Raw genomic sequence first — 23323 nt, 5'->3', positions numbered from 1 at the left:
ATTTTATTCTTCTAATTTAATATCCAAACCAAGACCTTTCAATTCGTGCATAAGTACGTTGAAAGATTCCGGCAGGCCGGGTTCTGGCATAGGCTCTCCTTTTACGATAGACTCGTAAGTTTTAGCCCTTCCTATCACGTCATCTGACTTCACTGTTAAGATTTCACGCAGGGTGCTTGATGCTCCATAAGCCTCAAGTGCCCAAACCTCCATCTCACCAAAACGCTGTCCACCAAATTGTGCCTTACCACCAAGTGGTTGCTGTGTAATAAGCGAGTATGGTCCAATAGATCTGGCGTGCATCTTATCTTCAATCATATGTCCTAGTTTCAACATATAGATTACCCCTACTGTTGCAGGTTGGTCAAAACGATCTCCTGTTCCACCGTCGTAAAGATAGGTGTGCCCATATCTTGGAATTCCGGCTTCGTCGGTAAGCTCGTTAATCTGGTCTATGGTAGCTCCATCAAAAATTGGAGTTGCATATTTATTACCAAGCTTTTGTCCTGCCCATCCAAGTACAGTTTCGTAAATCTGACCAATGTTCATACGTGAAGGTACCCCAAGTGGGTTCAACACGATATCAACCGGTGTACCATCATCAAGGAATGGCATATCTTCCTGGCGAACAATTCTTGCAACAATACCTTTGTTACCGTGACGTCCCGCCATTTTATCACCTACTTTTAGTTTACGTTTCTTAGCGATGTAAACCTTAGCAAGTTTAAGGATACCAGAAGGAAGCTCATCTCCTACAGAGATCGTAAATTTCTCTCTTCTTAAGTTACCCTGAAGATCGTTTTCCTTGATCTTATAGTTGTGAATAAGGTCTGCTACTAAAGTGTTCAAATGATCATCTGTAGTCCAGGTACCGTGAGTTAAGTGTGTATAATCGTCTACTGAATTAAGCATTTTCAACGTATACTTCTTACCTTTTGGCATTACCTCTTCGCCAAGATCATTCTGAACTCCCTGAGCAGTTTTTCCACCTATAATAGTAAACAACTTATCTACAAGTTCCGCCTTTAAATTAGCGAATTTAGCATCGTACTTTTTCTCAAGTGCTGCAACATCTTCCTTATCCTGTGCTCTTTTACGCTTATCCTTAATAGCACGAGCAAAGAGTTTCTTCTCTATTACCACACCATTTAAAGATGGAGAAGCTTTAAGCGATGCATCTTTAACATCACCGGCTTTATCTCCAAAGATAGCACGAAGTAATTTTTCTTCTGGTGTTGGGTCACTTTCTCCTTTTGGAGTAATCTTACCAATAAGAATATCTCCAGGTTTAACCTCTGCACCAATTCTAATCATCCCGTGTTCATCAAGGTCTTTTGTAGCCTCTTCAGAAACGTTGGGAATATCATTAGTTAATTCTTCGTTACCTAATTTAGTATCACGAACTTCAAGAGAATACTCATCTACGTGGATAGAAGTGAAAATATCTTCTCTTACCACTTTTTCTGAGATTACAATCGCATCCTCAAAGTTGTAACCTTTCCAGGGCATAAAAGCAACCTTCATATTACGACCAAGAGCAAGTTCCCCTGCTTCGGTAGCATATCCCTGACATAAAACCTGTCCTTTGGTAACTCTATCGCCAACCCTAACAATTGGTTTAAGGTTAATAGAAGATCCCTGGTTGGTTTTACGGAATTTTATAAGATTATAGCTCTTTGAATCACTATCAAAGCTCACCATTCTATCTTCTTCAGTCCTATCGTACTTAATGATAATCTTTCTGGCATCTACATATTCTACTTCTCCTTCTCCTTCAGCATTAATCAATACTCGAGAATCTGTAGCTACCTGGCGCTCAAGACCGGTTCCCACAATTGGAGAATCTGCCTGAAGTAATGGTAGTGCCTGGCGCATCATGTTAGATCCCATCAAGGCACGGTTCGCATCATCGTGTTCCAGGAACGGAATTAACGAAGCCGAAATAGACGAAATCTGGTTTGGCGCAACATCAGTATAATGTATCTCCTTAGGATCTACTACCGGGAAGTCACCTTCCATTCGCGCAATTACCCTATCTGAATCTATAGTACCATCTTCTTTAAGTGGAATGTTAGCCTGGGCAATTTTCTTATCCTCTTCCTCCTCAGCACTTAAATAAATAGGTTCTTCAGAAAGATTTAATCTTCCATCTTCAACTTTACGGTAAGGTGTTTCAATGAATCCCATTCCGTTCACTTTAGCATAAACTGAAAGTGAAGAGATAAGTCCAATGTTTGGACCTTCAGGAGTTTCAATAGGGCAAAGTCTTCCGTAGTGAGTATAGTGAACATCACGTACCTCAAACCCTGCTCTTTCTCTCGATAAACCACCTGGCCCAAGTGCAGAAAGCCTACGCTTATGCGTAATTTCTGCTAGCGGGTTAGTTTGATCCATAAACTGAGACAACTGGTTGGTACCAAAGAAAGAGTTGATCACAGAAGAAAGTGTCTTCGCATTAATCAAATCAATCGGGGTAAATACCTCGTTGTCACGAACGTTCATTCTTTCACGAATGGTACGAGCCATACGAGCAAGCCCAACTCCAAACTGCTGAGATAATTGCTCACCTACAGTTCTAACACGACGGTTAGACAAGTGATCAATATCATCAATCTCAGCTTTAGAATTAATAAGCTCGATCAAATATTTAATAATGGTGATGATGTCTTCTTTGGTAAGCACTTGCTTATCCATAGCCACATCAAGACCTAATTTTTTATTCATTCTATATCGACCTACTTCTCCAAGGCTATAACGCTGATCTGAGAAGAATAATTTATCGATAATTCCACGAGCAGTTTCCTCATCTGGCGGTTCTGCATTACGAAGTTGACGATAAATATGCTCTACCGCTTCTTTTTCAGAGTTGGTAGGGTCTTTTTGTAATGTATTATGAATAATGGCATAATCACCGGTTTGGTTATCTTCTTTATGAAGAAGAATAGTTTTACTTCCGGTTTCAAGAATTTCTTCTATATGCTCTTTTTCAAGTTCTGTATCACGATCTAAAACGATCTCATTACGTTCTATTGAAACTACCTCTCCTGTATCTTCATCTACAAAATCTTCATACCAGGTATTCAATACACGGGCCGCTAGTTTACGACCTAATACTTTTTTAAGTCCTGTTTTTGAAACTTTAACCTCTTCAGCAAGGTCAAAAATCTCTAAAATATCTTTATCGCGCTCAAAACCAATAGCACGGAAAAGTGTAGTAACAGGTAATTTTTTCTTTCTATCGATATAAGCGTACATCACACTGTTAATATCGGTAGCAAATTCTATCCATGAACCTTTAAAAGGAATTACACGGGCAGAATAAAGTTTTGTTCCATTTGCGTGGAATGATTGTCCAAAGAAAACTCCGGGAGAACGGTGAAGCTGAGAAACTACTACACGCTCTGCCCCATTGATACAAAAAGTACCGCTGGGAGTCATGTAAGGAATAGTTCCCAAATATACGTCCTGTACGATGGTTTCAAAATCTTCGTGTTCAGGGTCAGTACAATATAGTTTTAATCTAGCCTTTAGTGGCACACTATACGTTAGACCACGCTCTATACACTCCTGAATGGAATATCTTGGCGGGTCCACAAAATAATCTAAAAATTCTAGTACAAATTGATTACGGGTGTCCGTAATTGGGAAGTTTTCCAGGAAGGTATTATAGAGACCTTCATTTCCCCGCTCTTCTGATTTGGTTTCTAATTGAAAGAAGTCCTGAAAAGACTTGATCTGGATATCCAGGAAGTCCGGGTAATCAGGTCTGTTCTTTACAGAAGAGAAACTCACTCTTTCAGTTTGCTTTGCTAACATCAATGGACGGATTATAATTTATAAAAAAACGGGCGCGCTATAGGTTATCCTCTATATACGCAAAAGGGTTTAGACCTTCAGGAGCGAATCCTGAGGTCTAAACCTAAATAATATTGCTTTCGTCAAGCTTATTTAAGCTCAACCTCGGCTCCTGCTTCTTCTAGCTGTGATTTAAGTGCTTCAGCTTCGTCTTTAGCAACTCCTTCTTTTACTGGAGCTGGAGCGCCATCTACTAATGCTTTAGCGTCTTTAAGACCAAGACCGGTAAGCTCTTTTACAAGCTTAACAACCGCTAGTTTAGATCCACCTGGAGCAGTAAGAATTACATCAAATTCTGTTTGCTCTTCAGCTTCTTCACCTCCACCAGCAGCAGCACCACCAGCAACAGCTACTGCAGCAGCTGCAGGCTCGATACCATATTCTTCTTTTAAAATATCAGCTAACTCGTTTACTTCTTTTACGGTTAAGTTAACCAATTGTTCTGCGAAATCTTTTAAATCTGCCATTTTCTATCGTTTTTAAAAAGTTCTTTAATTTATATTTGTTAAAAAGTGCGTACTAAACTATCCTTCCTTTTCAGAAAGTGTTTTAAGAATTCCAGAGATTTTACCTCCACCAGATTTAAGTGCTGAAATAACATTCTTAGCAGGTGATTGTAATAATCCAACGATATCTCCAATAACTTCTTCTTTAGACTTAATGTTAACCAAGGTATCCAGGTAATCATCACCTACATATATTCCTTCATCAACAAAAGCACCTTTAAGAAGTGGCTTTTCGTTTTTCTTTCTGAATTCTTTAATTACTTTAGCTGGTGCATTACCAACTTCAGAAAACATTATGGATGTATTGCCTTTTAAAACTGAAGGAAGTTCTCCAAATTCTTTATCTGAAGCCTCCATAGCTTTAGCAAGCAATGTATTCTTAACTACCGCCAGCTTTACGTTAGCTTTAAAACAAGCTCTACGCAAGTTAGAAGTTGTTCCGGCATCAAGGCCAGATATATCTGCTAAATAAACTACAGAATTACCTGTTAACTGGGCAGTTAAATCTTCAATTACTATTGATTTTTCTTCTCTTGTCATAATCTATACTATTATTGCTCAGTGAACCTTTTAGTATCAACCTGAACGCTCGGGCTCATTGTAGAAGACATGTAGATACTTTTGATATACACACCTTTAGATGCCTGAGGTTTCAACTTCACTAAAGTAGTTAATAATTCTCTTGCGTTTCCAGCAAGTTTTTCAGCGTCAAAAGATGCTTTCCCAATTCCAGCGTGAACTATACCGGTTTTATCAACTTTAAAGTCAATCTTACCAGCTTTAACATCAGATACTGCCTTAGCAACATCCATAGTTACAGTTCCTGTTTTTGGGTTAGGCATCAGGCCTCTTGGTCCAAGCACTCGTCCCAATGGTCCTAATTTACCCATTACGCTAGGCATAGTGATAATTACATCAACATCTGTCCATCCACCTTTTATCTTGTCAAGATATTCATCAAGACCAACATAATCAGCTCCGGCTTCTTTAGCCTCTTCCTCCTTATCTGGAGTTACTAATGCAAGAACTTTAACATCTTTACCAGTACCGTGTGGAAGGGTTACTACACCTCTTACCATTTGGTTAGCTTTTCTAGGATCTACGTTCAAACGAACCGCTAAATCCACAGATGCATCAAAGTTTTCGTTAGCAACGTCTTTAATTAAAGCAGAAGCATCTGCAACCGAGTATGCTTTATTGCTCTCGATCTTAGATTGGGCTTCTTTTTGCTTTTTAGTCAATTTTGCCATTTTTAATTTCTTTTTGGATTAAAACGGTGCATCACCTTTTACAGTTATTCCCATTGAACGCGCTGTTCCAGCAACCATTTTCATTGCAGATTCTACGGTGAAGGCATTTAAATCCTGCATCTTATCTTCTGCAATAGTTCTAACCTGATCCCAAGAAACACTTGCTATTTTCTTTCTGTTTGGTTCTCCTGAACCTTTTTTGTTCTTAGATGCTTCCAACAATTGTACCGCAGCTGGAGGAGTTTTAATCACAAAGTCAAAAGACTTATCTGAATAAACCGTAATCGCAACCGGCAATACTTTACCTTGTTTATCCTGGGTTCTACCATTGAATTGCTTACAGAATTCCATGATATTTACCCCGGCAGCACCTAAAGCAGGTCCAACTGGTGGTGATGGGTTAGCAGCACCTCCACGAACTTGTAGTTTTACAACTTTACTTACTTCTTTTGCCATTTTCTAAATTTTTAAGGTGATAGTTTATTAGAGTGGAAGCTTTAAAAAACCATCAAAAAATATGTAACTAAAAATATTATACTTTTTCTACTTGCATATAGCTCAACTCCAATGGTGTTTTTCTTCCGAAAATCTTTACCATTACCTCAAGCTTACGCTTTTCTTCATTAATCTTTTCTACTGTACCATTAAAGCCATTAAACGGACCGTCTATAACTTTTATGGTTTCTCCAATAGTAAAAGGTATCGCAACATTATCGGTTTTTACTGAAAGTTCATCTACTTTACCAAGCATTCTATTCACTTCAGATTTTCTAAGCGGAACAGGATCTCCTCCTTTTGTTTCACCTAAAAAGCCAATAACACCGTTAATATTTTTTATCACGTGCGGCATCTCACCATCGAGACTAGCCTGAATCATTACGTAACCAGGGAAGTAAACACGTTCCTTATTTACTTTCTTACCATTTCTAATTTGAATTACTTTTTCGGTAGGAACTAAAACCTGATCAAGATAATCTTCCATCCCAAGATGGTTAACCTCTTTCTCAATATAGTCTTTAACCTTATTTTCCTGACCGCTAACGGCACGAACTACATACCATTTTTTTTCCTTTCCCTCTGCCATTGTAATATTTTTTAAGATTTAATCCATTCGAAATATTGCTCAATAGCCGAGCTAAAAACGGTATCAATTCCCCAAATAGCCAGAGAAAAAATTATAGAAAAAACCGCTACCAATATGGTTAACCTTTGCGCTTCGGGCCAACTTGTCCAGGTAACGTGGTTTGTTAATTCGTTGTAAGATTCTGATATATAATTGCCAATTCCTGCCATGTGATTCTTAAGGTATTTGCACGGGTTGAGAGGCTCGAACTCCCGACACCTGGTTTTGGAGACCAGTGCTCTACCAACTGAGCTAAACCCGTAAATATATTATAAAGGAAGGTTTCCCGCCCTCGCGGGAAACCTATTTATATATAAACTGTAATTAGTCTAAAATTTCAGTAACCTGTCCAGCACCTACTGTTCTACCACCTTCACGAATAGCGAAACGTAGACCAACATTCATTGCGATTGTCTGAAGCAGCTCAACAGTAATGGTAAGGTTATCACCAGGCATTACCATCTCAACACCATCAGGAAGACTAATTGTTCCTGTTACATCAGTTGTACGTACGTAAAACTGAGGACGGTAGTTATTGTGGAATGGAGTGTGACGTCCACCTTCTTCTTTTTTAAGGATATAAACCTCTGCTTTAAACTTAGCGTGAGGAGTTACAGATCCAGGCTTAGTTATCACCATACCTCTAGAAATCTGAGACTTCTCAATACCTCTTAACAAGATACCTACGTTATCTCCAGCTTCACCTCTATCAAGGATTTTACGGAACATCTCAACCCCAGTAATAGTAGAGGTAAGTTTTTCAGCTCCCATACCAATAATCTCAACAGGATCTCCAGTGTTAGCTACACCAGTCTCAATACGACCGGTTGCAACAGTACCACGTCCAGTAATAGAGAATACATCTTCAATAGGCATCAAGAAATCCTTATCAACATCACGCTGAGGAAGTTCAATCCACTCATCTACTGCTTCCATAAGATCAAGAACAGTCTTAGACCATTTCTCATCACCTTCTAAAGCTCCAAGCGCAGATCCAGAAATTACAGGACCATTATCTCCATCATACTCATAGAAAGAAAGAAGATCTCTTACTTCCATTTCAACAAGCTCCAAAAGCTCCTCATCATCAACAAGGTCAACTTTATTTAAAAACACAACAATTCTTGGGATACCAACCTGGCGTCCTAGAAGGATGTGCTCACGAGTTTGCGGCATAGGCCCATCAGTTGCAGCAACCACAAGAATAGCACCGTCCATTTGAGCAGCACCAGTAACCATGTTCTTCACATAATCGGCGTGACCAGGACAGTCAACGTGAGCGTAGTGACGGTTAGCAGTTTGATACTCTACGTGAGAAGAGTTAATTGTAATACCTCTTTCTTTTTCTTCAGGAGCATTATCAATTTGATCAAAAGCACTAGCTTCTGAATATCCAGCATCAGCCATCACTTTAGTAATCGCTGCTGTTAAAGTCGTTTTTCCGTGATCTACGTGTCCAATTGTACCTATGTTAAGGTGCGGTTTGGAACGATCATAAGTTTCCTTTGCCATAATTAATACTTATTTAATCTTAGTTATATATTAGTGTTCAATTTAATACAATCTAGAGCCAACGACGAGAATTGAACTCGTGACCTCTTCCTTACCAAGGAAACGCTCTACCCCTGAGCTACGTCGGCAAGCCGAAAGTTCCACTTTCAAGGTTCACCGGTTCAAACAAGAAAAACCATAAACCAATACTGGCTTACGGATACCCTATTTTTTCTCAAACCGGAAAAATAAATCAAAAACAACAAGAAGCCGTACTTCCTGTTATTTAAATTAAGAGCGGGAGACCGGGTTCGAACCGGCGACATTCAGCTTGGAAGGCTGACGCTCTACCAACTGAGCTACTCCCGCATTGTTTGATCCAAATAATTATTATTTAAAGCTTAACATCAAAAACATCTAAACCTTAAAATCCAAAACCGAATCAATTAAGTGGGGAGAGCAGGATTCGAACCTGCGAAGTTGAAAACAGCAGATTTACAGTCTGCCCTCGTTGGCCGCTTGAGTATCTCCCCAATTTATTTTTCCAATATTTCATAGAACCATAGCTGTAAACCAGCTAAGCTTTATGACGGTTTGTTTTTTTAACGGCTGCAAATAAAGGTAATTTAACAGCACCGTCCAAAGCATTTTTAAAAAATTTTTCTATAAAATTTTTAGCAGCTTAATTTTCAACAAATTAAACTTAAAAAAAATACTTATTTCAAAATTTCAAGAGCCGATGGAGGGACTCGAACCCACGACCTGCTGATTACAAATCAGCTGCTCTAGCCAGCTGAGCTACATCGGCCTTTACGCTACTTTTCAGCATAAAAAAGCCCGCTATTTCTAACGGACTGCAAATGTATATAAATTATTCTTTTCTCAAAACATTTTTTGAAAAAAATATCTAAACATGTGTACTTAATTTTTCTTTACGCTTAATCAACTGTCTTTGCAAGGAGGAAGCACACTCGTCTACACATTCTTCAAACTTCTTGCAGGTTTTTTTAACCATAATGTCTCCACCGGGAATACTCAGCAAAATCTCAGTAATCTTATTATCCTTTCCACTAGTATTTTGAACTTTTAAAAAGACATCTGCATAGATAACTTTATCGTAGTAATTTTCGAGCCTATCCAATTTGCGTTGAATAAAATCAATTAATTTTTGATCGGCGTTGAAGTTAACAGATTGCACATTTACTTTCATATTCTGTAGAATTTAATTAAACAATTATTTTAATTGACCTTTTTATTCCGAGGATGTGCCATTTGATGCACCTTGCTAAGTTCTGAAATGCTATTATGAGTATATACCTGCGTAGCAGCAAGACTCGAATGACCAAGCAATTCTTTTACAGCGTTAAGGTTGGCACCCTGGTTTAATAAATGTGTTGCAAATGAGTGTCGCAGAATATGCGGACTCTTTTTTATTTTACCAGATACCTTACTAAAATAATTATTTATAATTCTATAAACAAGACTTTCGTATAATTTAATACCTTTTTGGGAGACAAAGAGATAAGCCTCCTCCCTTCCAGCCATTATATCTGCACGCTTATTTAAATAACTCTGCAAATTAGAAATCACTCCAGGTAGAAGCGGAATAATTCTTTCCTTTTGTCTTTTCCCCAACACTTTTAAGTGTTTTCCTACAAGGTTAAGATCCTGAAGTTTAATTTCAATTAATTCTATACGTCGCACACCGGTGGTATAGAAAAGTTCTACAATTAACCTATCGCGCAAACCTTCAAAATCTGAAGTATCAATTTGGTCTAATACTTTCTTTATTTCAGTTTCAGAAAAAGGAACCTGAACCTTAGAAGCCGTTTTTAATGCTTTATGTTTTGCAAGCGGTGAAAATTCTATATCTCCTGTTTTTTGCAAAAACCGATAATAAGATTTTAATGAAGAAATTTTACGATTTACACTTCGGTTAGAGACTCCTTCATCTACCAAAAAAATAATCCAGTTTCTAATTTGCGCGTAATGTAGTTTACTCAAATCTTTTTCCTCAAATTCATAAAAAATAAATTCTGAAAAAGATTTTAAATCAGCTTTATAGGCAGTTAGGGTATTGGGAGAATATTTTTTCTCTAATTGAAGATAATCTATAAACTGGGAAAAGGGCATAAAAAAACTGTTGATAAACAAAGTTAGCAAACTTTAATCTATCAACAGTTATATTTTATTTCCGAATAGCTTCGGAAAAATTCGATTATACCTTACTAGATATCTTCCTGATCTCTCAAATGCTGGATATACTCGGCTTTTTGATGCTGAGCTCTCTTCGCAACAGAAGGTTTCGTGAAATGCTGGCGGCTTCTCAGCTGGCGCATTGTTCCGGTTTTATCGAATTTTCTCTTAAAACGCTTCAGCGCTCTATCAATATTTTCTCCGTCTTTTACTGGTATTATTAACATAGTGTCATCACCCCCTTTCTTTAGAAATAGGCTGCAAAGATAATTTAAATCTAAGAACCCACAACCAATTTTTAATTTATTTCACTGCAGGCTTGTATTCTTTTTTATCGATCACCATTTTTGCGATAAAAGTGGAATTTTCACAAAAATGTTAATCTAAAAGATTACTTCGCCGCTGGCTTGTATTCTTTTTTATCGATCACCATTTTTGCGATAATCTCTCTTAAGATTTCTGAAGTTCCACCACCGATAGGGCCTAGGCGGCTATCGCGAAACATTCTTGCTAGGGGATAATCTTCCATATAACCATAACCTCCCAACAATTGTAGACAATCATAAATAACCTTATCGGCCATTTTAGTAGAAAGCAGTTTAGACATACTCGCTTCTTTCACCACATATTGCCCGTCATTTAGGCGTTTAGCGATAGAGTAATTAAATTCTTTATTCATTTCTACTTCACTGGCCATATCTGCAACCGAATGCCTTAAAGCTTGAAATTTATCTATAGTAGTCCCAAAGGCTTCTCTCTCTGCCATATAACCTAAAGTATAATCCAGGGCATATTCGGCACGAGCGTGGGCATTGATTCCCATAATAAGACGTTCTAAAGCGAAATGCTGCATAATATAAGAGAAGCCTTTACCTTCTTCTCCCATAAGATTTTCAGCAGGAATCTCTACATTATCAAAAGCAAGTTCAGCTGTGTCTGAAGCTCTCCAACCCAATTTATCCAATTTTGAAGCCGAAATCCCAGCAGTATCCCTATCTACAATAAAAATACTCATTCCCTTATTTCCCTTATCAGGATCTGTTTTAGCAGCTACTACCAAATAATCGGAATACACTCCGTTAGTAATAAAAGTCTTAGAACCGTTTAAGATATACTTATCTCCTTTTTTAATGGCGGTGCTACGCATTCCCGCAACATCAGACCCTCCAAAAGGTTCAGTGATGCAAAGACAACCAATTTTATCACCTTCTATACTGGGTGTCAGGTATTTTTTCTTAATCGCAACATCTCCTTCTTTATTTACGTGCGTCATGGCCAAGTATGCATGAGCCCACATAGCGGCTGCGAAACCACCGCTGTTTATCTTTTGAAGTTCTTCCAGAAAGATAACGGTGTAAAAAATATCAAGATCCATCCCACCATATTCTTCCGGCTGATTAAGACCAAAATATCCCATCTCACCAAATTTCTTCCAGATAAAACGTTCTATAGTCCCCGATTTCTCCCATTTATCAATATGCGGCACCACTTCTTTCTGCAAAAAGTCTTTAAAACTCTTTCTAAAAAGTTCGTGTTCCTCGGTAAAATACATTGTATTCATACTAAATTATTTTTTCTTTTAATCCAAAGCAAGGCTATCGACTTACAAATCAACCAATAGCATTTTTTATAAAACTATTCGGCAAACTAAAATCCTAAAAGATCAATATTCCGAATACTCAATCTAAGCTCAAATATAATTGAATTCTATCAATTTTATCGGAAGGAAAACTTTCTATTTTTGATAATTCAGCAAAAGATTTGATTCCTTCGTGCAACTGACGATAATCTATAATTTCTCTGGCTAACTCATATTTGATATATGGAACCGCAACAAGGTCTAAAACTTTCGCCTCATTAATATTGATTAAACTGAATTTTTGATCTCCAAGAACACGAAACCGTCTTTGAAGTGCTTCCCGCGTTTCATAGTTTAAGCCATAAATATCCTTTAACTGAATCTCACTTCTAAAACCACCAATTTTATTTCTGTAATCAACTATTCTGTTTGCCAACACCTCACCTACCCCATTTACTCTTTGCAGCTCTTCAGCCTTGACATTATTTAAATCTGAAACAGAAATTACCCGGTTTGTACTTATCTTTTCTTTTTCCTTCTGAGCCTTAATTACCCAATCTGGAAATTTAAAATAGGGAGAAATTGAAGCGAGTAAAGAATCTGAAACACCTGTTACTTCTTGAAAATCTTCTGCAGAATTAACCCATTTATTCTCATCTCTAAATCGATGTAGTTTATCTATTTCTGTTGCACTCATACCCAAGGTATAGCCTTTAAAATCTGTTATATAATTTGGATTAAAAGGAAAGACCTTCACAGAGTCTGCTTCAGCCCTGGCTAATTTAATAGAATCTATCTGAGCCTGAAAACGCTCTACCTCTTCAGGTGTTAAACCTACATCTGAATCTTCAGGTGAAAAATCTGAAAAGTAATAAATTCCCTGAAATATAATTATAATGCATAACAAAAGAAAAATCCCATTTTGCTGGCTCCTGGTGAACGCAAAATGGGATCTTATCGGTTTCATAATTTTACAAGATTAGCTGGCTTTTGCCTCTCGTTGTTTCTTGAATAATTCTCCTGCTTTTAGCTTTCTGGAATATTCATTAAGATCTCTTCTAACTTCGCTAGACATAATATAAAGCCCAATAATATTAGGGAAAGACATTGCCAATATCATCATATCAGAGAAGTCAAGTACTGCGCCAAGACTAATAGAAGCTCCTACTACCACAAATACAAGGAATAATATTTTATATGCCAATTCTGTTTTTTTACTCTTTCCAAATAAATAGGTCCAGGAACGCATCCCGTAATAAGACCAGGAAATCATGGTAGAAAATGCAAAAAGGAATACAGCTGCAGACAATACATAGGGGAACCAGGAAATTACACTTGCAAAAGCTTCTGAGGTTAATTGTACTCCACCTATTCCTTCTTCTTCATGCATTCCGGTAAAGATCAATACTAAAGCGGTTAACGTACAAACCACTACGGTATCTATAAAAGGTTCTAATAAAGCTACAAAACCTTCAGATGGCGGATGATTTGTTTTTGCTGCCGAGTGGGCAATCGCTGCCGATCCAACACCAGCTTCGTTAGAGAATGCTGCACGTTGAAAACCAACAATTAGCACCCCGATAAATCCACCTTTCAATGCGGTGGCGTTAAATGCACCATCGTATATAGCTCCAAATGCCGGAACAACATTTTCTATATTTATAATTATTACTGTTAAAGCACCAAGAACGTAAACTGCAGCCATAAAAGGCACAACTTTACCGGTTACCTTAGCAATACTTTGAATTCCCCCAATAATTACAATTCCTACAAGAATTGCAATCACTAAGCCGAACCAGAAACCATTACCGATTAAGAACGAAAATTGCCCGGAAAGGATTTCAAAAGATTGATTGGCCTGGAACATATTTCCACCCCCAAAAGATGCCCCGATACCTAAAATAGCGAAAAAGGCAGCAAGGAATTTACCCAGACCGCGCATATTTCTTTTTTCAAGTCCGTAGCGCAAATAGTTCATTGGCCCTCCAAAGATTCTGCCTTCAGAGTTTATAAAACGATATTTCACACCAAGGGTACATTCCACAAATTTTGATGCCATACCCAATAAACCGGCAATAATCATCCAAAAAGTTGCTCCTGCTCCACCAAGGGAAATTGCAACAGCAACACCTGCGATATTACCAAGACCTACTGTAGCAGAAACTGCGGTAGCCAGCGCCTGAAAGTGGGTAATACTACCCGGCGCGTTAGGCTCGTCATATTTCCCTCTTGCAAGGTCTATAGAGTGTCTAAATCCTTTAAAGTTGATGAAGCCCATTTTTACCGTAAAGAATGCGGCACCAAAAATTAACCAGACTACAATAAAAGGAATATTATGTTTCTGTGGAGTTCCGTTAGGATTAGTTAAAATCTGCGGTTCATCATATTGAATTTGAGCCAACATGTGGGCGTTGGTTTCAATAAGATCTGCACTGTTTTGATAATCCCATATGGTTTCACCTTCTTCTACCAGGTAAGCTACCGTTCCGGTAGCATTAGCCTCAACTTGTAAATCTCCACTATTTTGAGAGCTCACCAAAGCAATAAGATCACCTTCTTCTACATGTGTTCCTTCTTCTACCAGCCACTCTTTTAAGGTAAATTTATCTTCTGCATCAGCACTCCAATCTGGTGTAGGAACATTCCTTAATTCAGCATAAACTTTAGGATCATAGACACCTATTGCGGTAAATGGATCCCAAAAAAGCACGGCCGTCATCGCTTCTACAACTGGAACAAAAGTTCCGTTAAAATGCTCAGTAATGGCTTTGGCTTCTATTTCAAAACTTTTAGTTACCGTATTGTTTTGACTATCTGTTACAGTAACTTCGTAAGGAACACCTTCGGTTAAACCTTCAGCGCGAGAGGATTGTAGAGAAGTTTCAGGGTCTGACCATTTGTACTGATAAGGAGGCGCTCCTCCTGTTACTTCAAGGTCAATAAACCCATTATTAATAATATTTGACGGATTGCCAACTTTGGCTTTTACATCCAGTTCTTGTGCATTAATTGCCAAAATTGAAAACAAAAAGAACATTGAAAGTAGATACTTTCTCATATAGTATATTGGTTGTTTAATTTAGAATTAATATTTCCGCGAAGCAAGATGCTAAAAAATTAGGCTTTTTCAAATTTTTGGGAGTTAAATTGTAAAGAAATTGTTAAATAATAATTCAATTAAATTTAGTTAATTGACATTTTCATTAAAAAAACTACCTAAAGATCAAAAACTGAAGTTCTTTTGGTATACACCAGATCTTTAAGTTTTAGCCAAAAAGCCAGGACTAAATAAACTACAAACCAGGAACCAAGGGTAAAGAAAGAGGCGTAAATAAAAAACAAACGAATGCTTTTAGCACGCATACCTAATTTATCGGCTACCCGTGAAGACACATAGAAGCCGTGTCTTTCAAAATAATATCGAATATTATGCACCATTTTTGTCATCGACACAAATATAACATTTTAAGCTTTTCCATGTAGTAATTTTACACCAATAGCACAATCCAGACATTTATTGGCTTCGCAATAGTTCTTTTTTAACTGTACCATTGCCTGGGAATGCATTGAATTTTCTACGCAGTTTTTTTTTAGCTTTTTAAAATTCTGAATAATTTTATTATTCTCAGGAGATAGTTGTTGCATTAGGGATAGCAGCTCCTCTACCTCATCATTGCCCATTGCCTGGGAATAGCAAAATCGTAAAGGGATAATGGTATTAATAAGCAACAAATCTTTATAGGCTATGCTTAAAGCTTTTTCACGCTTTTTATGTTTCTTCTGAAATGTAAAATGCGTTTTCCAAAATAATGAGGTTTCTACACTCAAAATACTGTAAACCGCTTCTAAAGATTTTGAGACAATTAATTCTGAAAATAATTTTCTATGCCGAGTATAAAGGGAAGCTAGCTGAGACAACCTGATGTTAGGGAAATTATCTGGTCTAAGCCTAAAATATTTAGGCCTTATCACTCCAGCATTTGAAAGCTTGTATTTATAGCTCAAATAGGCATATTCCTTTTTAAGCTCCAGGTAATAGGGAATATTAAGCGGCCTTTCCAACAAACCACATTGACCAAACAGTAAAGCTTCCATCTGTAAATTATCTTGAGAAGCTTTTTGTATAATCGGAAATTCTAAACTTTGCGCCATACTTAAAAACGCATCTCCATTGAGGTTAAGCCCAAAGTTTTTAGCTAACATCTGGAATAAAACCAATTCCCAATTATTACCGGATTTCTTTAATAAATCTTGAATAAGCTCCGATTTTTCTTCTAAACGCTCTATATATAAGCGTTCTTGCCAGTGTCGCAAGGTGAAATTGGTTATAGATTGAAAGCTTTTCTCACAATTAATCCAGTTTTGGGATGAAGCAAAAAGCTTTTGGTAGTCATTAATTAAACTGCTATCTACTAAGCTTTTTAAACTCAAAGCAGGAATTGAGCTCTTATTCTGCCTTTTCACTTCTACATCATCTTCCCAAACCACATGTAAAATTACATTATCGTAATTTCTATCTTTTTCGTGTTGGTGAAAATACCAATCAGAAGCTTTGGTATGCAGTTCAACATTTCCTGCCCATATTTGATTACCTATTTTTAACCTGGCGTTAAAAAAATCTGGACCGGAATTAAAATTATGAATTCCACTATCTATAAGAAGTAGCTTTTCCCCTTGCGTTGTTTTTGCATTGGTGAAATCGAATTTCTTGTATTTCCATAGATAATGTAGAAAGTCCTCTCGCATCTTTTAAAATTAAAAAAATGCGATTCAAAATATAGCTTTTAGTCTATTGCGGTAACATTTGGGGGATTTCATCTATAATTTCATCGACCCAATACCTATACATCAATCCGCTGGGATGCAACCCATCTTTAGCAATAAGCGCATCATCCCTTGCAGCTTCTCTAGAAATTGGAGTAATATTATAAAAATCAACTTCAAATTCTGCTGAGACTCTTCTAAAAACTGCATTAAACTCATCTATTTCCTCACCAATGCTTTCGGCATTTTCTTTACCAAAAGGAGTTACACCATAATCTGGTATACTCAAAGCAAATACTCCCTTCTCTCTTTGTTTGGAATGATTAAGGGCTAGCTTGAAAATCTCACGTAATTCTTCTTCATAATCTTCTATACTTTTCCCCTGGTATTGATTATTTACACCAATTAGGATAGAAACCAGATCAAATTTTCTGGTGTAATTAAGTTCAGATCGCATAGCACTTAGAAGATTTCCTGTAGTCCATCCTGTTTTGGCAATAATTTTAGGTGGCGCAACTTTATAACCCTCCTTTTTTAATCTGGCTACAAGTTGAACGGGCCAACGTTCACTTTCAGTAACACTTTCTCCTATAGTATAAGAATCCCCCAGGGCTAAATAACTGTAATCCATTCCAGAAGAGCTATTGATTTCTGAGGTATTAGTTGCAGAATTTGAGGTGCCACAGCTAATTATTATAAAAGCGAAAAATATGAAGTAGAAATTTTTCATAAGAAATATTTTTGAGACTTAAAAAAATGTATTTTGCAGCAATTTAAAACATTTACATCAGTTGTAATATGAAATTATCTACCATTTTATTCCTTCTAAGTTTTACGGTATTGGCACAAGAAACCCCGGCAGAAAACTTTTGGAAGCAACTTCAAGAACATTGCGGAAATAGTTACGAAGGTATTATCACAAAAGACCTGGGGAATGATGATTTTGCTAATAAGAAATTACTAATGCACGTAAGAGCTTGTAACGAAAATGAAATTAAAATTCCATTTTTTGTAGGAGAAAATAAATCCCGAACCTGGATTTTAAGCTTTAAGAATGATAGAATTCAGCTAAAACACGATCATCGCAAACCCGATGGAAGTGAAGATAAAATCACTCAATATGGTGGTACTGCTCCAAATACGGGCTTATCAAATGTTCAGGTTTTCCCTGCAGATCCAGAAACCGCTGCACTACTTCCTGCTGCAGCAACCAATGTTTGGTGGATAAGTTTAGATGAAGATTTTTTCACCTATAACCTTAAGCGAATGGGAAGGGAAGGCCATTTCACCGTGAAGTTTGATCTTTCAAATCCGGTAGCAACGCCTGTTGCTCCCTGGGGTTGGAAAGCAAAATAATTTTAAGTTTATTTAAGAAGTGAACTACTTTACAGCTTTCCTTTTAAGCTAAGCCCATAGCATTAGTATATTAATTATAAAAAAAGTTGAAGCCTAATTCTACTATGAAATCAGCCCGGGAAAATAAAACAGATACTGCTAAAAACACCAAGACTTCTTCTCCAGTAGCGGAAGAGAATAAACCTAAAAATACGTTTGCAAAATTCTTTTCCAAAGTAGGTTATTCCATTTGGATGGTAGTTATGATCGTGGGCGGAGTAATCGCATTCCTAGTTTCCCTCTTCTTGCTATGAAAAGCTTAAAATTAGTGTTTTTTCTATATTGCATTCTTTTCGCAATACTTCAGGTCCTTTATTTTTTAGACTATCCTCTTCCCAATTTTATTAGATTTTACCTGGCAGATTTTCTTTGCATGCCTATTGTTTTAAGCATTTGCCTTTTAGTTGTACAACACCTTAAAAAAGATAAAAGCCTGCGATTAAATATCACCAGCATATCATCGGTATTTTTAATGTATACTGTTTATTTTGAAATTATACTTCCGCCCATACATTGGCGCTACACCGCCGATTTTAGAGATGTTTTACTGTATTTAGCCGGAAGTATAATTTTCTATTTTCTACAAAAAGCACCTTGAAAATAATTTTTAAAGAGAGAAAACAAGAAACCTTTTTTCTCTCTTTAAAAATTACCCTTCGGCTTTTCTAAATTTCTCATTAACATATAGACCACCGGCTTTAAGTCGGTCCCAATAAACCGCCATATCTTCCCTTACTTCAGAAGACATAATATATAGTCCTATAATATTTGGAAAGGACATTGCCAGAATCATCATATCTGAAAAACTAAGCACGGCACCAAGACTTGTAGAAGCTCCCAGCACTACGAATAATAGGAACATAACTTTATAAACCATTTCTGATTTTACACTTTTTCCAAATAAATAGGTCCAGGATCTCATCCCGTAGTATGACCAGGAAACCATAGTAGAAAAAGCAAATAAGAATACTGCAAACGCGAGAACAGAAGGGAACCAGGAAATCACGCTACCAAAAGCATCTGAAGTGAGTTCTACACCACCAAGACCATTAACTTCATGCATCCCTGTAAAAATAAGCACTAAAGCTGTCATGGTACATACCACCATGGTATCAATAAAAGGTTCTACAAGAGAGGTGAAACCATCTGCAATAGGATTATTAGTTTTAGAGGCACTATGTGCAATAGCAGCAGAACCTACCCCTGCCTCACTAGAGAAGGCAGCTCTTTGCAGACCAATAATCAACACTCCTATAAAACCGCCTTTAAGAGCATCAGCAGAAAGGGCTCCATTGTAAATAGCAGAAAAAGCACCTCCAATGTTTTCTATATGAGTTCCAATAACAATAGAACAGCCAATAATATACACTATAGCCATAAATGGCACCACTTTTCCGGTAACTTTAGCAATACTATTAATACCGCCAATAATTACTACCCCTACCAGGATAGCAAAACCAACGCCAAACCAAAACCCGTGACCTTGTAAAAAAGGTATTTGTTCTGATACAATTTTAAAAGCCTGATTAGATTGCAGCATATTTCCGCCACCAAAAGAAGCTCCCACACCTAATACTGCAAAAAGGCTGGCAAGGAATTTCCCAAGGTTTTTCATATTTCTTTTTTCCAGACCATACCTTAAATAATTCATTGGTCCCCCAAAAATGCGGCCTTCGCTATTTATAAATCGGTATTTCACACCAAGGGTACATTCTACGAACTTTAAAGACATCGCAAAGAAACCAGCCATAAACATCCAAAAAGTTGCCCCGGCACCACCAAGGGAAATAGCTACTGCTACTCCGGCGATATTCCCAAGACCAACAGTTGCAGAAACGGCAGTTGCCATAGCTTGAAAGTGGGTAATGGTTCCCGGTGCATTTGGATCGTCGTACTTTCCTCTGGCTAAATCTATAGAATGTCCAAATCCGCGAATATTTACAAAACCTAACCTAAATGTAAAAAAGATACTTCCTACAATTAACCACATCACAATAAACGGAATCGCATTCTTCTTTTTATCTCCGTTAGGATGCAATAATGGCTGTGGTTCAGCATAGATTATTTCTGCAAACATGTGTGCATCCTGTTCTATAACGTCGCTGGTGCTGTTAGGATCAAAGATTACCTGTCCTTCTTTTACAAGATAATTTAATCTACCCTTAACCGGAGAAATAACAGTTATTTCTTCTCCCGCATCACTTTGAATAATCGCAATTTTATCTCCTACGGCAACTTCGTTCTCTTGGTTAACCAGCCACTTTTTTAGGGTATAAGCTTTTTCACTGGTAGCATCCCATTGAGGAATAGGCACCTGTTTACTGGGGGTATAAACTATTGGATCAAAAAGCCCCATTGAGGCAAATGGATCCCAGAATAAAATTCCGCCTAAAAAATCTACTGCAGGCTGAACATTGCTATTAAAAATCTCGGTTATAGACTCTGCAGGAATAGTAAAAGAAGTAGAAACAGTATTGTTATTGGCATCGGTAACTTTAACGGTATGCTCCATACCTTCTATGAGACCTGTAGACTTTCTGGCATCTAATGCGGTAGATTGGTTAGTCCATTTATATTGGTAGGGTTCTTCCCCTCCCTGGACTTTAACTTCAGCAATACCATTATTGATCTCTCGGGAAGGATTTTCTAAAATCACCTCAATTTGTAGTCCCGAATTATTTTTTGCTTTTTCCTGTCCGCTGATAATGGCTGTTAGTATTAAAAATATACTTGTAAAAAGCCATAAATTCCTCATAAACTAAATCTGTTATATTAATACTTAATTTTAAAAAATATTCTTCCAAACTAAAACTTGTGATTTGATAATTTAGACGTTCTAAATTCCCAAAAATTGATTCAGTTATAGATTAATCTAAAAATCCTTGTTTCTTCATCCAATCATCATTAAACATCTTCCCAACATAACGGCTTCCATGGTCATGAAACAATACCACCACTACGTCGTCCTTAGTAAAATGTTCTTTTAATTGAAGTAAACCTTTTGCAGCAGCTCCAGCCGAATTTCCTAAGAAAAAGCCTTCCTCTTCAGCTAGCTTCCTGGTATAAACAGCTGCATCTTTATCGGTTACTTTGGTGAAGCCATCAATGACACTAAAATCTACATTTTTAGGCAAGATATCTTCTCCAATTCCTTCTGTTATATAAGGATAGATCTCTTTTTCATCAAATTCGCCGGTTTCATGGTATTTTTTAAAAACCGAACCATAGGTGTCAATTCCCCATACTTTAATATTCGGGTTTTTCTCTTTTAAATATTTACCAACCCCAGAAATAGTTCCGCCGGTACCTACACCTACCACAAAATGAGTTACTTTTCCATCTGTTTGTTCCCAAATTTCAGGTCCGGTACTTTCATAATGTGCTTTGGTATTCGCTAAATTATCATATTGGTTAACATACCAGGAATTTGGTGTTTCTTCGGCCATTCTTTTAGAAGTTGAATAATAAGACCTTGGATCATCCGGGGCAACTTCGGTAGGGCAAACTACTACTTCACAACCTACAGCTTTTAAAATATCTATTTTTTCTTTGCTTTGTTTATCAGAAAGTACACAAATCATCTTATAGCCTTTCACTATAGCCGCAAGCGCGAGCCCCATTCCCGTATTCCCTGAAGTTCCTTCAATAATAGTTCCTCCTGGTTTTAGTTTTCCACTAGCTTCAGCTTCTTCTACCATTTTTACGGCCATACGATCTTTAACCGAATTCCCCGGATTAAACGTCTCATATTTAGCCAAAACAAGAGCATCAATATCTTTTGTTATCCTATTCATCTTCACCATTGGCGTATTCCCAATAGTCCCCAATATATTTTCTACGTAATCCATGTCTTTATTTTTGAAGTTGCAAAGGTAAAAAATTGAATCTACTTCAACAGAAATAGCAAAATCTCTTGATTTTTTAAACTTTATTCAAATTTAATTGCTCGCGACGGAGAAATCTTCGAAATAATTACTGAAGGAATTATGAGCATCAACATACATAAAATTAATGTTCCAAGATTTACTGCGAGAATATAATCCCAGTTAAGATATACGGGAACTTCAGTAACATAATAAGTTTCTGGGTTTAGTGGAATAAGCTTAAAATATTTCTGAATTAACAAAAGTCCGAGCCCGATTAAATTCCCCCAAAAAAGCCCTTTAATAATAAGGTAACCGGCATTATAAAGAAAGATTTTTCTAATGCTCCAATCGTTCCCACCCAGTGCTTTTAGAATTCCAATCATTTGGGTGCGTTCAAGGATTAAAACCAACAAAGCAGTAATCATATTTATCCCCGCCACAAGAATCATAATTCCAATTATTAGCGCGATGTTAAAATCGAAAAGTGCCAACCATTCAAAAATAGAGTAATAATTTTGGGTTATGGTTTGCGTATCTAAAAACGAGCCGGTATTCTCATAAACCTCCTGACCTTTTGCATCAATTTCTTCAAAATCGTTTAGAAAAACCTCAAAATTCCCAACTTCATTATCTTCCCAGCGATTAAGGCGCTGGATATGCCGAATATCGGCCAGCATATAAAGTTTATCAAACTCCATAAAACCAGAATCGTAAATTCCGGTGATTTCAAAACCACGGGTTAATGGTCTATCACTGCCGTCTCTTAGAAAATAAGTGGGCACTTTGTCACCAACATTTAATTGAAGCCTATTGGCCAGGTAAGCTGAAATTAGGACTTCATCATTTAATTTATCATCTACATTTGGGAGCTCACCTTTAATAAGAAAATCCTTAAAATAACTCCAGTTATAATCGGTTCCCACACCTTTTACCACCACCCCTTCAAAATCGCTTTCGGTTCTTATAATCCCAAACTTGGTAGCTACCGCCTGTACGTGAGCAACACCATCTACCGTATTAAATTCAGGATAAAATTCCTGGTTTTTATCTACGGGTGTAAGCGTAACCTGCGAACTATTATTATCGTAATTAGAGATATTAATATGCCCATTAAAGGCCGCAATCTTATCCCTTATCTTTTCCTGTAAACCAAGTCCCGTAGCAAAAGAAACTAGCATCATAACCACTCCAATAGCAATTGCCGCAATCGCTATTTTTATAATAGGTGCAGAAATGCTACTTTTATGGCTCTTACCGCCTATTAGGCGTTTAACAACAAAAAATTCAAAATTCAAACT

The 23323-nt window shown here is 37.1% G+C and carries 23 protein-coding genes and 5 tRNA genes; 3 read left to right on the top strand and 25 right to left on the bottom strand.

The window, feature by feature from the left end; translation table 11 throughout:
• Positions 1–3 precede the first annotated feature (3 nt).
• The 22 genes from rpoB to B5X51_RS09395 all read right to left on the bottom strand — a co-directional run bounded on the left by rpoB (position 4) and on the right by B5X51_RS09395 (position 17494).
• Positions 4–3816, bottom strand: coding sequence for a DNA-directed RNA polymerase subunit beta (gene rpoB, locus B5X51_RS09500; RefSeq protein ID WP_079720941.1), 3813 nt, complete (start codon positions 3814–3816; stop codon positions 4–6).
• A 128-nt stretch (positions 3817–3944) separates the two neighbouring features.
• Positions 3945–4322, bottom strand: coding sequence for a 50S ribosomal protein L7/L12 (gene rplL, locus B5X51_RS09495; RefSeq protein ID WP_079720940.1), 378 nt, complete (start codon positions 4320–4322; stop codon positions 3945–3947).
• Between the two features lie 57 nt (positions 4323–4379).
• A complete protein-coding gene (rplJ, locus tag B5X51_RS09490; protein WP_079720939.1) occupies positions 4380–4901 on the bottom strand; it encodes a 50S ribosomal protein L10 in 522 nt (173 codons plus the stop codon).
• An 11-nt stretch (positions 4902–4912) separates the two neighbouring features.
• Positions 4913–5611, bottom strand: coding sequence for a 50S ribosomal protein L1 (gene rplA / locus B5X51_RS09485; protein WP_079720938.1), 699 nt, complete (start codon positions 5609–5611; stop codon positions 4913–4915).
• An 18-nt stretch (positions 5612–5629) separates the two neighbouring features.
• Entirely contained in the window at positions 5630–6067 is a 438-nt protein-coding gene (gene rplK, locus B5X51_RS09480; RefSeq protein WP_057482053.1) for a 50S ribosomal protein L11, read from the bottom strand.
• A gap of 76 nt (positions 6068–6143) precedes the next feature.
• On the bottom strand, positions 6144–6695 hold the full coding sequence (gene nusG / locus B5X51_RS09475; protein ID WP_057482054.1) for a transcription termination/antitermination protein NusG: 552 nt from the start codon (positions 6693–6695) through the stop codon (positions 6144–6146).
• Positions 6696–6706: 11 nt separating this feature from the next.
• The gene (gene secE / locus B5X51_RS09470) at positions 6707–6904 is read right to left on the bottom strand and encodes a preprotein translocase subunit SecE (RefSeq protein WP_079720937.1); all 198 of its coding nucleotides are present in this window, start codon (positions 6902–6904) and stop codon (positions 6707–6709) included.
• Positions 6905–6923: 19 nt separating this feature from the next.
• A tRNA-Trp gene (locus B5X51_RS09465) sits at positions 6924–6996 on the bottom strand.
• Between the two features lie 62 nt (positions 6997–7058).
• Entirely contained in the window at positions 7059–8246 is a 1188-nt protein-coding gene (tuf, locus tag B5X51_RS09460; protein WP_079720936.1) for an elongation factor Tu, read from the bottom strand.
• Between the two features lie 56 nt (positions 8247–8302).
• Positions 8303–8374: transfer RNA gene (locus B5X51_RS09455), tRNA-Thr, on the bottom strand.
• A gap of 147 nt (positions 8375–8521) precedes the next feature.
• Positions 8522–8594: transfer RNA gene (locus B5X51_RS09450), tRNA-Gly, on the bottom strand.
• An 82-nt stretch (positions 8595–8676) separates the two neighbouring features.
• A tRNA-Tyr gene (locus B5X51_RS09445) sits at positions 8677–8758 on the bottom strand.
• A 201-nt stretch (positions 8759–8959) separates the two neighbouring features.
• Positions 8960–9033 (bottom strand) — tRNA-Thr (locus tag B5X51_RS09440).
• A 99-nt stretch (positions 9034–9132) separates the two neighbouring features.
• Entirely contained in the window at positions 9133–9435 is a 303-nt protein-coding gene (gene hpf, locus B5X51_RS09435; protein ID WP_079720935.1) for a ribosome hibernation-promoting factor, HPF/YfiA family, read from the bottom strand.
• A 29-nt stretch (positions 9436–9464) separates the two neighbouring features.
• On the bottom strand, positions 9465–10358 hold the full coding sequence (locus B5X51_RS09430; RefSeq protein ID WP_079720934.1) for a tyrosine-type recombinase/integrase: 894 nt from the start codon (positions 10356–10358) through the stop codon (positions 9465–9467).
• 95 nt (positions 10359–10453) lie between these two features.
• A complete protein-coding gene (rpsU, locus tag B5X51_RS09425; RefSeq protein ID WP_070055026.1) occupies positions 10454–10648 on the bottom strand; it encodes a 30S ribosomal protein S21 in 195 nt (64 codons plus the stop codon).
• A gap of 164 nt (positions 10649–10812) precedes the next feature.
• A complete protein-coding gene (locus B5X51_RS09420) occupies positions 10813–11982 on the bottom strand; it encodes an acyl-CoA dehydrogenase family protein (protein WP_079720933.1) in 1170 nt (389 codons plus the stop codon).
• Positions 11983–12100: 118 nt separating this feature from the next.
• Positions 12101–12967, bottom strand: coding sequence for a ComEA family DNA-binding protein (locus tag B5X51_RS09415; protein ID WP_079720932.1), 867 nt, complete (start codon positions 12965–12967; stop codon positions 12101–12103).
• A 12-nt stretch (positions 12968–12979) separates the two neighbouring features.
• Positions 12980–15058, bottom strand: a complete 2079-nt coding sequence (locus B5X51_RS09410) for an amino acid carrier protein (protein WP_079720931.1) — start codon at positions 15056–15058, stop codon at positions 12980–12982.
• Between the two features lie 158 nt (positions 15059–15216).
• Positions 15217–15447, bottom strand: a complete 231-nt coding sequence (locus tag B5X51_RS09405) for a PspC family transcriptional regulator (protein WP_079720930.1) — start codon at positions 15445–15447, stop codon at positions 15217–15219.
• 18 nt (positions 15448–15465) lie between these two features.
• Entirely contained in the window at positions 15466–16746 is a 1281-nt protein-coding gene (locus B5X51_RS09400; RefSeq protein WP_079720929.1) for a DUF2851 family protein, read from the bottom strand.
• 43 nt (positions 16747–16789) lie between these two features.
• Entirely contained in the window at positions 16790–17494 is a 705-nt protein-coding gene (locus B5X51_RS09395) for an SGNH/GDSL hydrolase family protein (protein ID WP_079720928.1), read from the bottom strand.
• A gap of 68 nt (positions 17495–17562) precedes the next feature.
• Here B5X51_RS09395 and B5X51_RS09390 point away from each other — a divergent pair, with 68 nt between their 5' ends.
• The 3 genes from B5X51_RS09390 to B5X51_RS15820 all read left to right on the top strand — a co-directional run bounded on the left by B5X51_RS09390 (position 17563) and on the right by B5X51_RS15820 (position 18757).
• Positions 17563–18120, top strand: coding sequence for a hypothetical protein (locus B5X51_RS09390; RefSeq protein ID WP_079720927.1), 558 nt, complete (start codon positions 17563–17565; stop codon positions 18118–18120).
• Between the two features lie 104 nt (positions 18121–18224).
• Complete coding sequence (locus tag B5X51_RS09385) at positions 18225–18413, top strand: hypothetical protein (protein ID WP_079720926.1); 189 nt, start codon at positions 18225–18227, stop codon at positions 18411–18413.
• A gap of 119 nt (positions 18414–18532) precedes the next feature.
• Entirely contained in the window at positions 18533–18757 is a 225-nt protein-coding gene (locus B5X51_RS15820; protein WP_139374860.1) for a hypothetical protein, read from the top strand.
• A gap of 51 nt (positions 18758–18808) precedes the next feature.
• Here B5X51_RS15820 and B5X51_RS09375 read toward each other — a convergent pair whose 3' ends face one another.
• The 3 genes from B5X51_RS09375 to B5X51_RS09365 form a co-directional block, all read right to left on the bottom strand.
• Positions 18809–20914 carry an alanine/glycine:cation symporter family protein gene (locus B5X51_RS09375; RefSeq protein ID WP_079720924.1) on the bottom strand — a complete coding sequence of 702 codons (2106 nt, stop codon included), beginning with the start codon at positions 20912–20914 and terminating at the stop codon, positions 18809–18811.
• 112 nt (positions 20915–21026) lie between these two features.
• Positions 21027–22007: a PLP-dependent cysteine synthase family protein gene (locus B5X51_RS09370; protein ID WP_079720923.1), complete on the bottom strand. Its 981-nt coding sequence runs from the start codon at positions 22005–22007 to the stop codon at positions 21027–21029.
• An 80-nt stretch (positions 22008–22087) separates the two neighbouring features.
• Entirely contained in the window at positions 22088–23320 is a 1233-nt protein-coding gene (locus tag B5X51_RS09365) for an ABC transporter permease (protein ID WP_079720922.1), read from the bottom strand.
• Between the last annotated feature and the right edge of the window lie 3 nt (positions 23321–23323).

Origin of the sequence: Salegentibacter holothuriorum (assembly GCF_900168045.1) — a bacterium.
Classification (GTDB): Bacteria; Bacteroidota; Bacteroidia; order Flavobacteriales; family Flavobacteriaceae; genus Salegentibacter; species Salegentibacter holothuriorum.
Note: the sequence above shows the minus strand (reverse complement) of the source record. Positions and strands in the feature narration are given on the sequence as shown.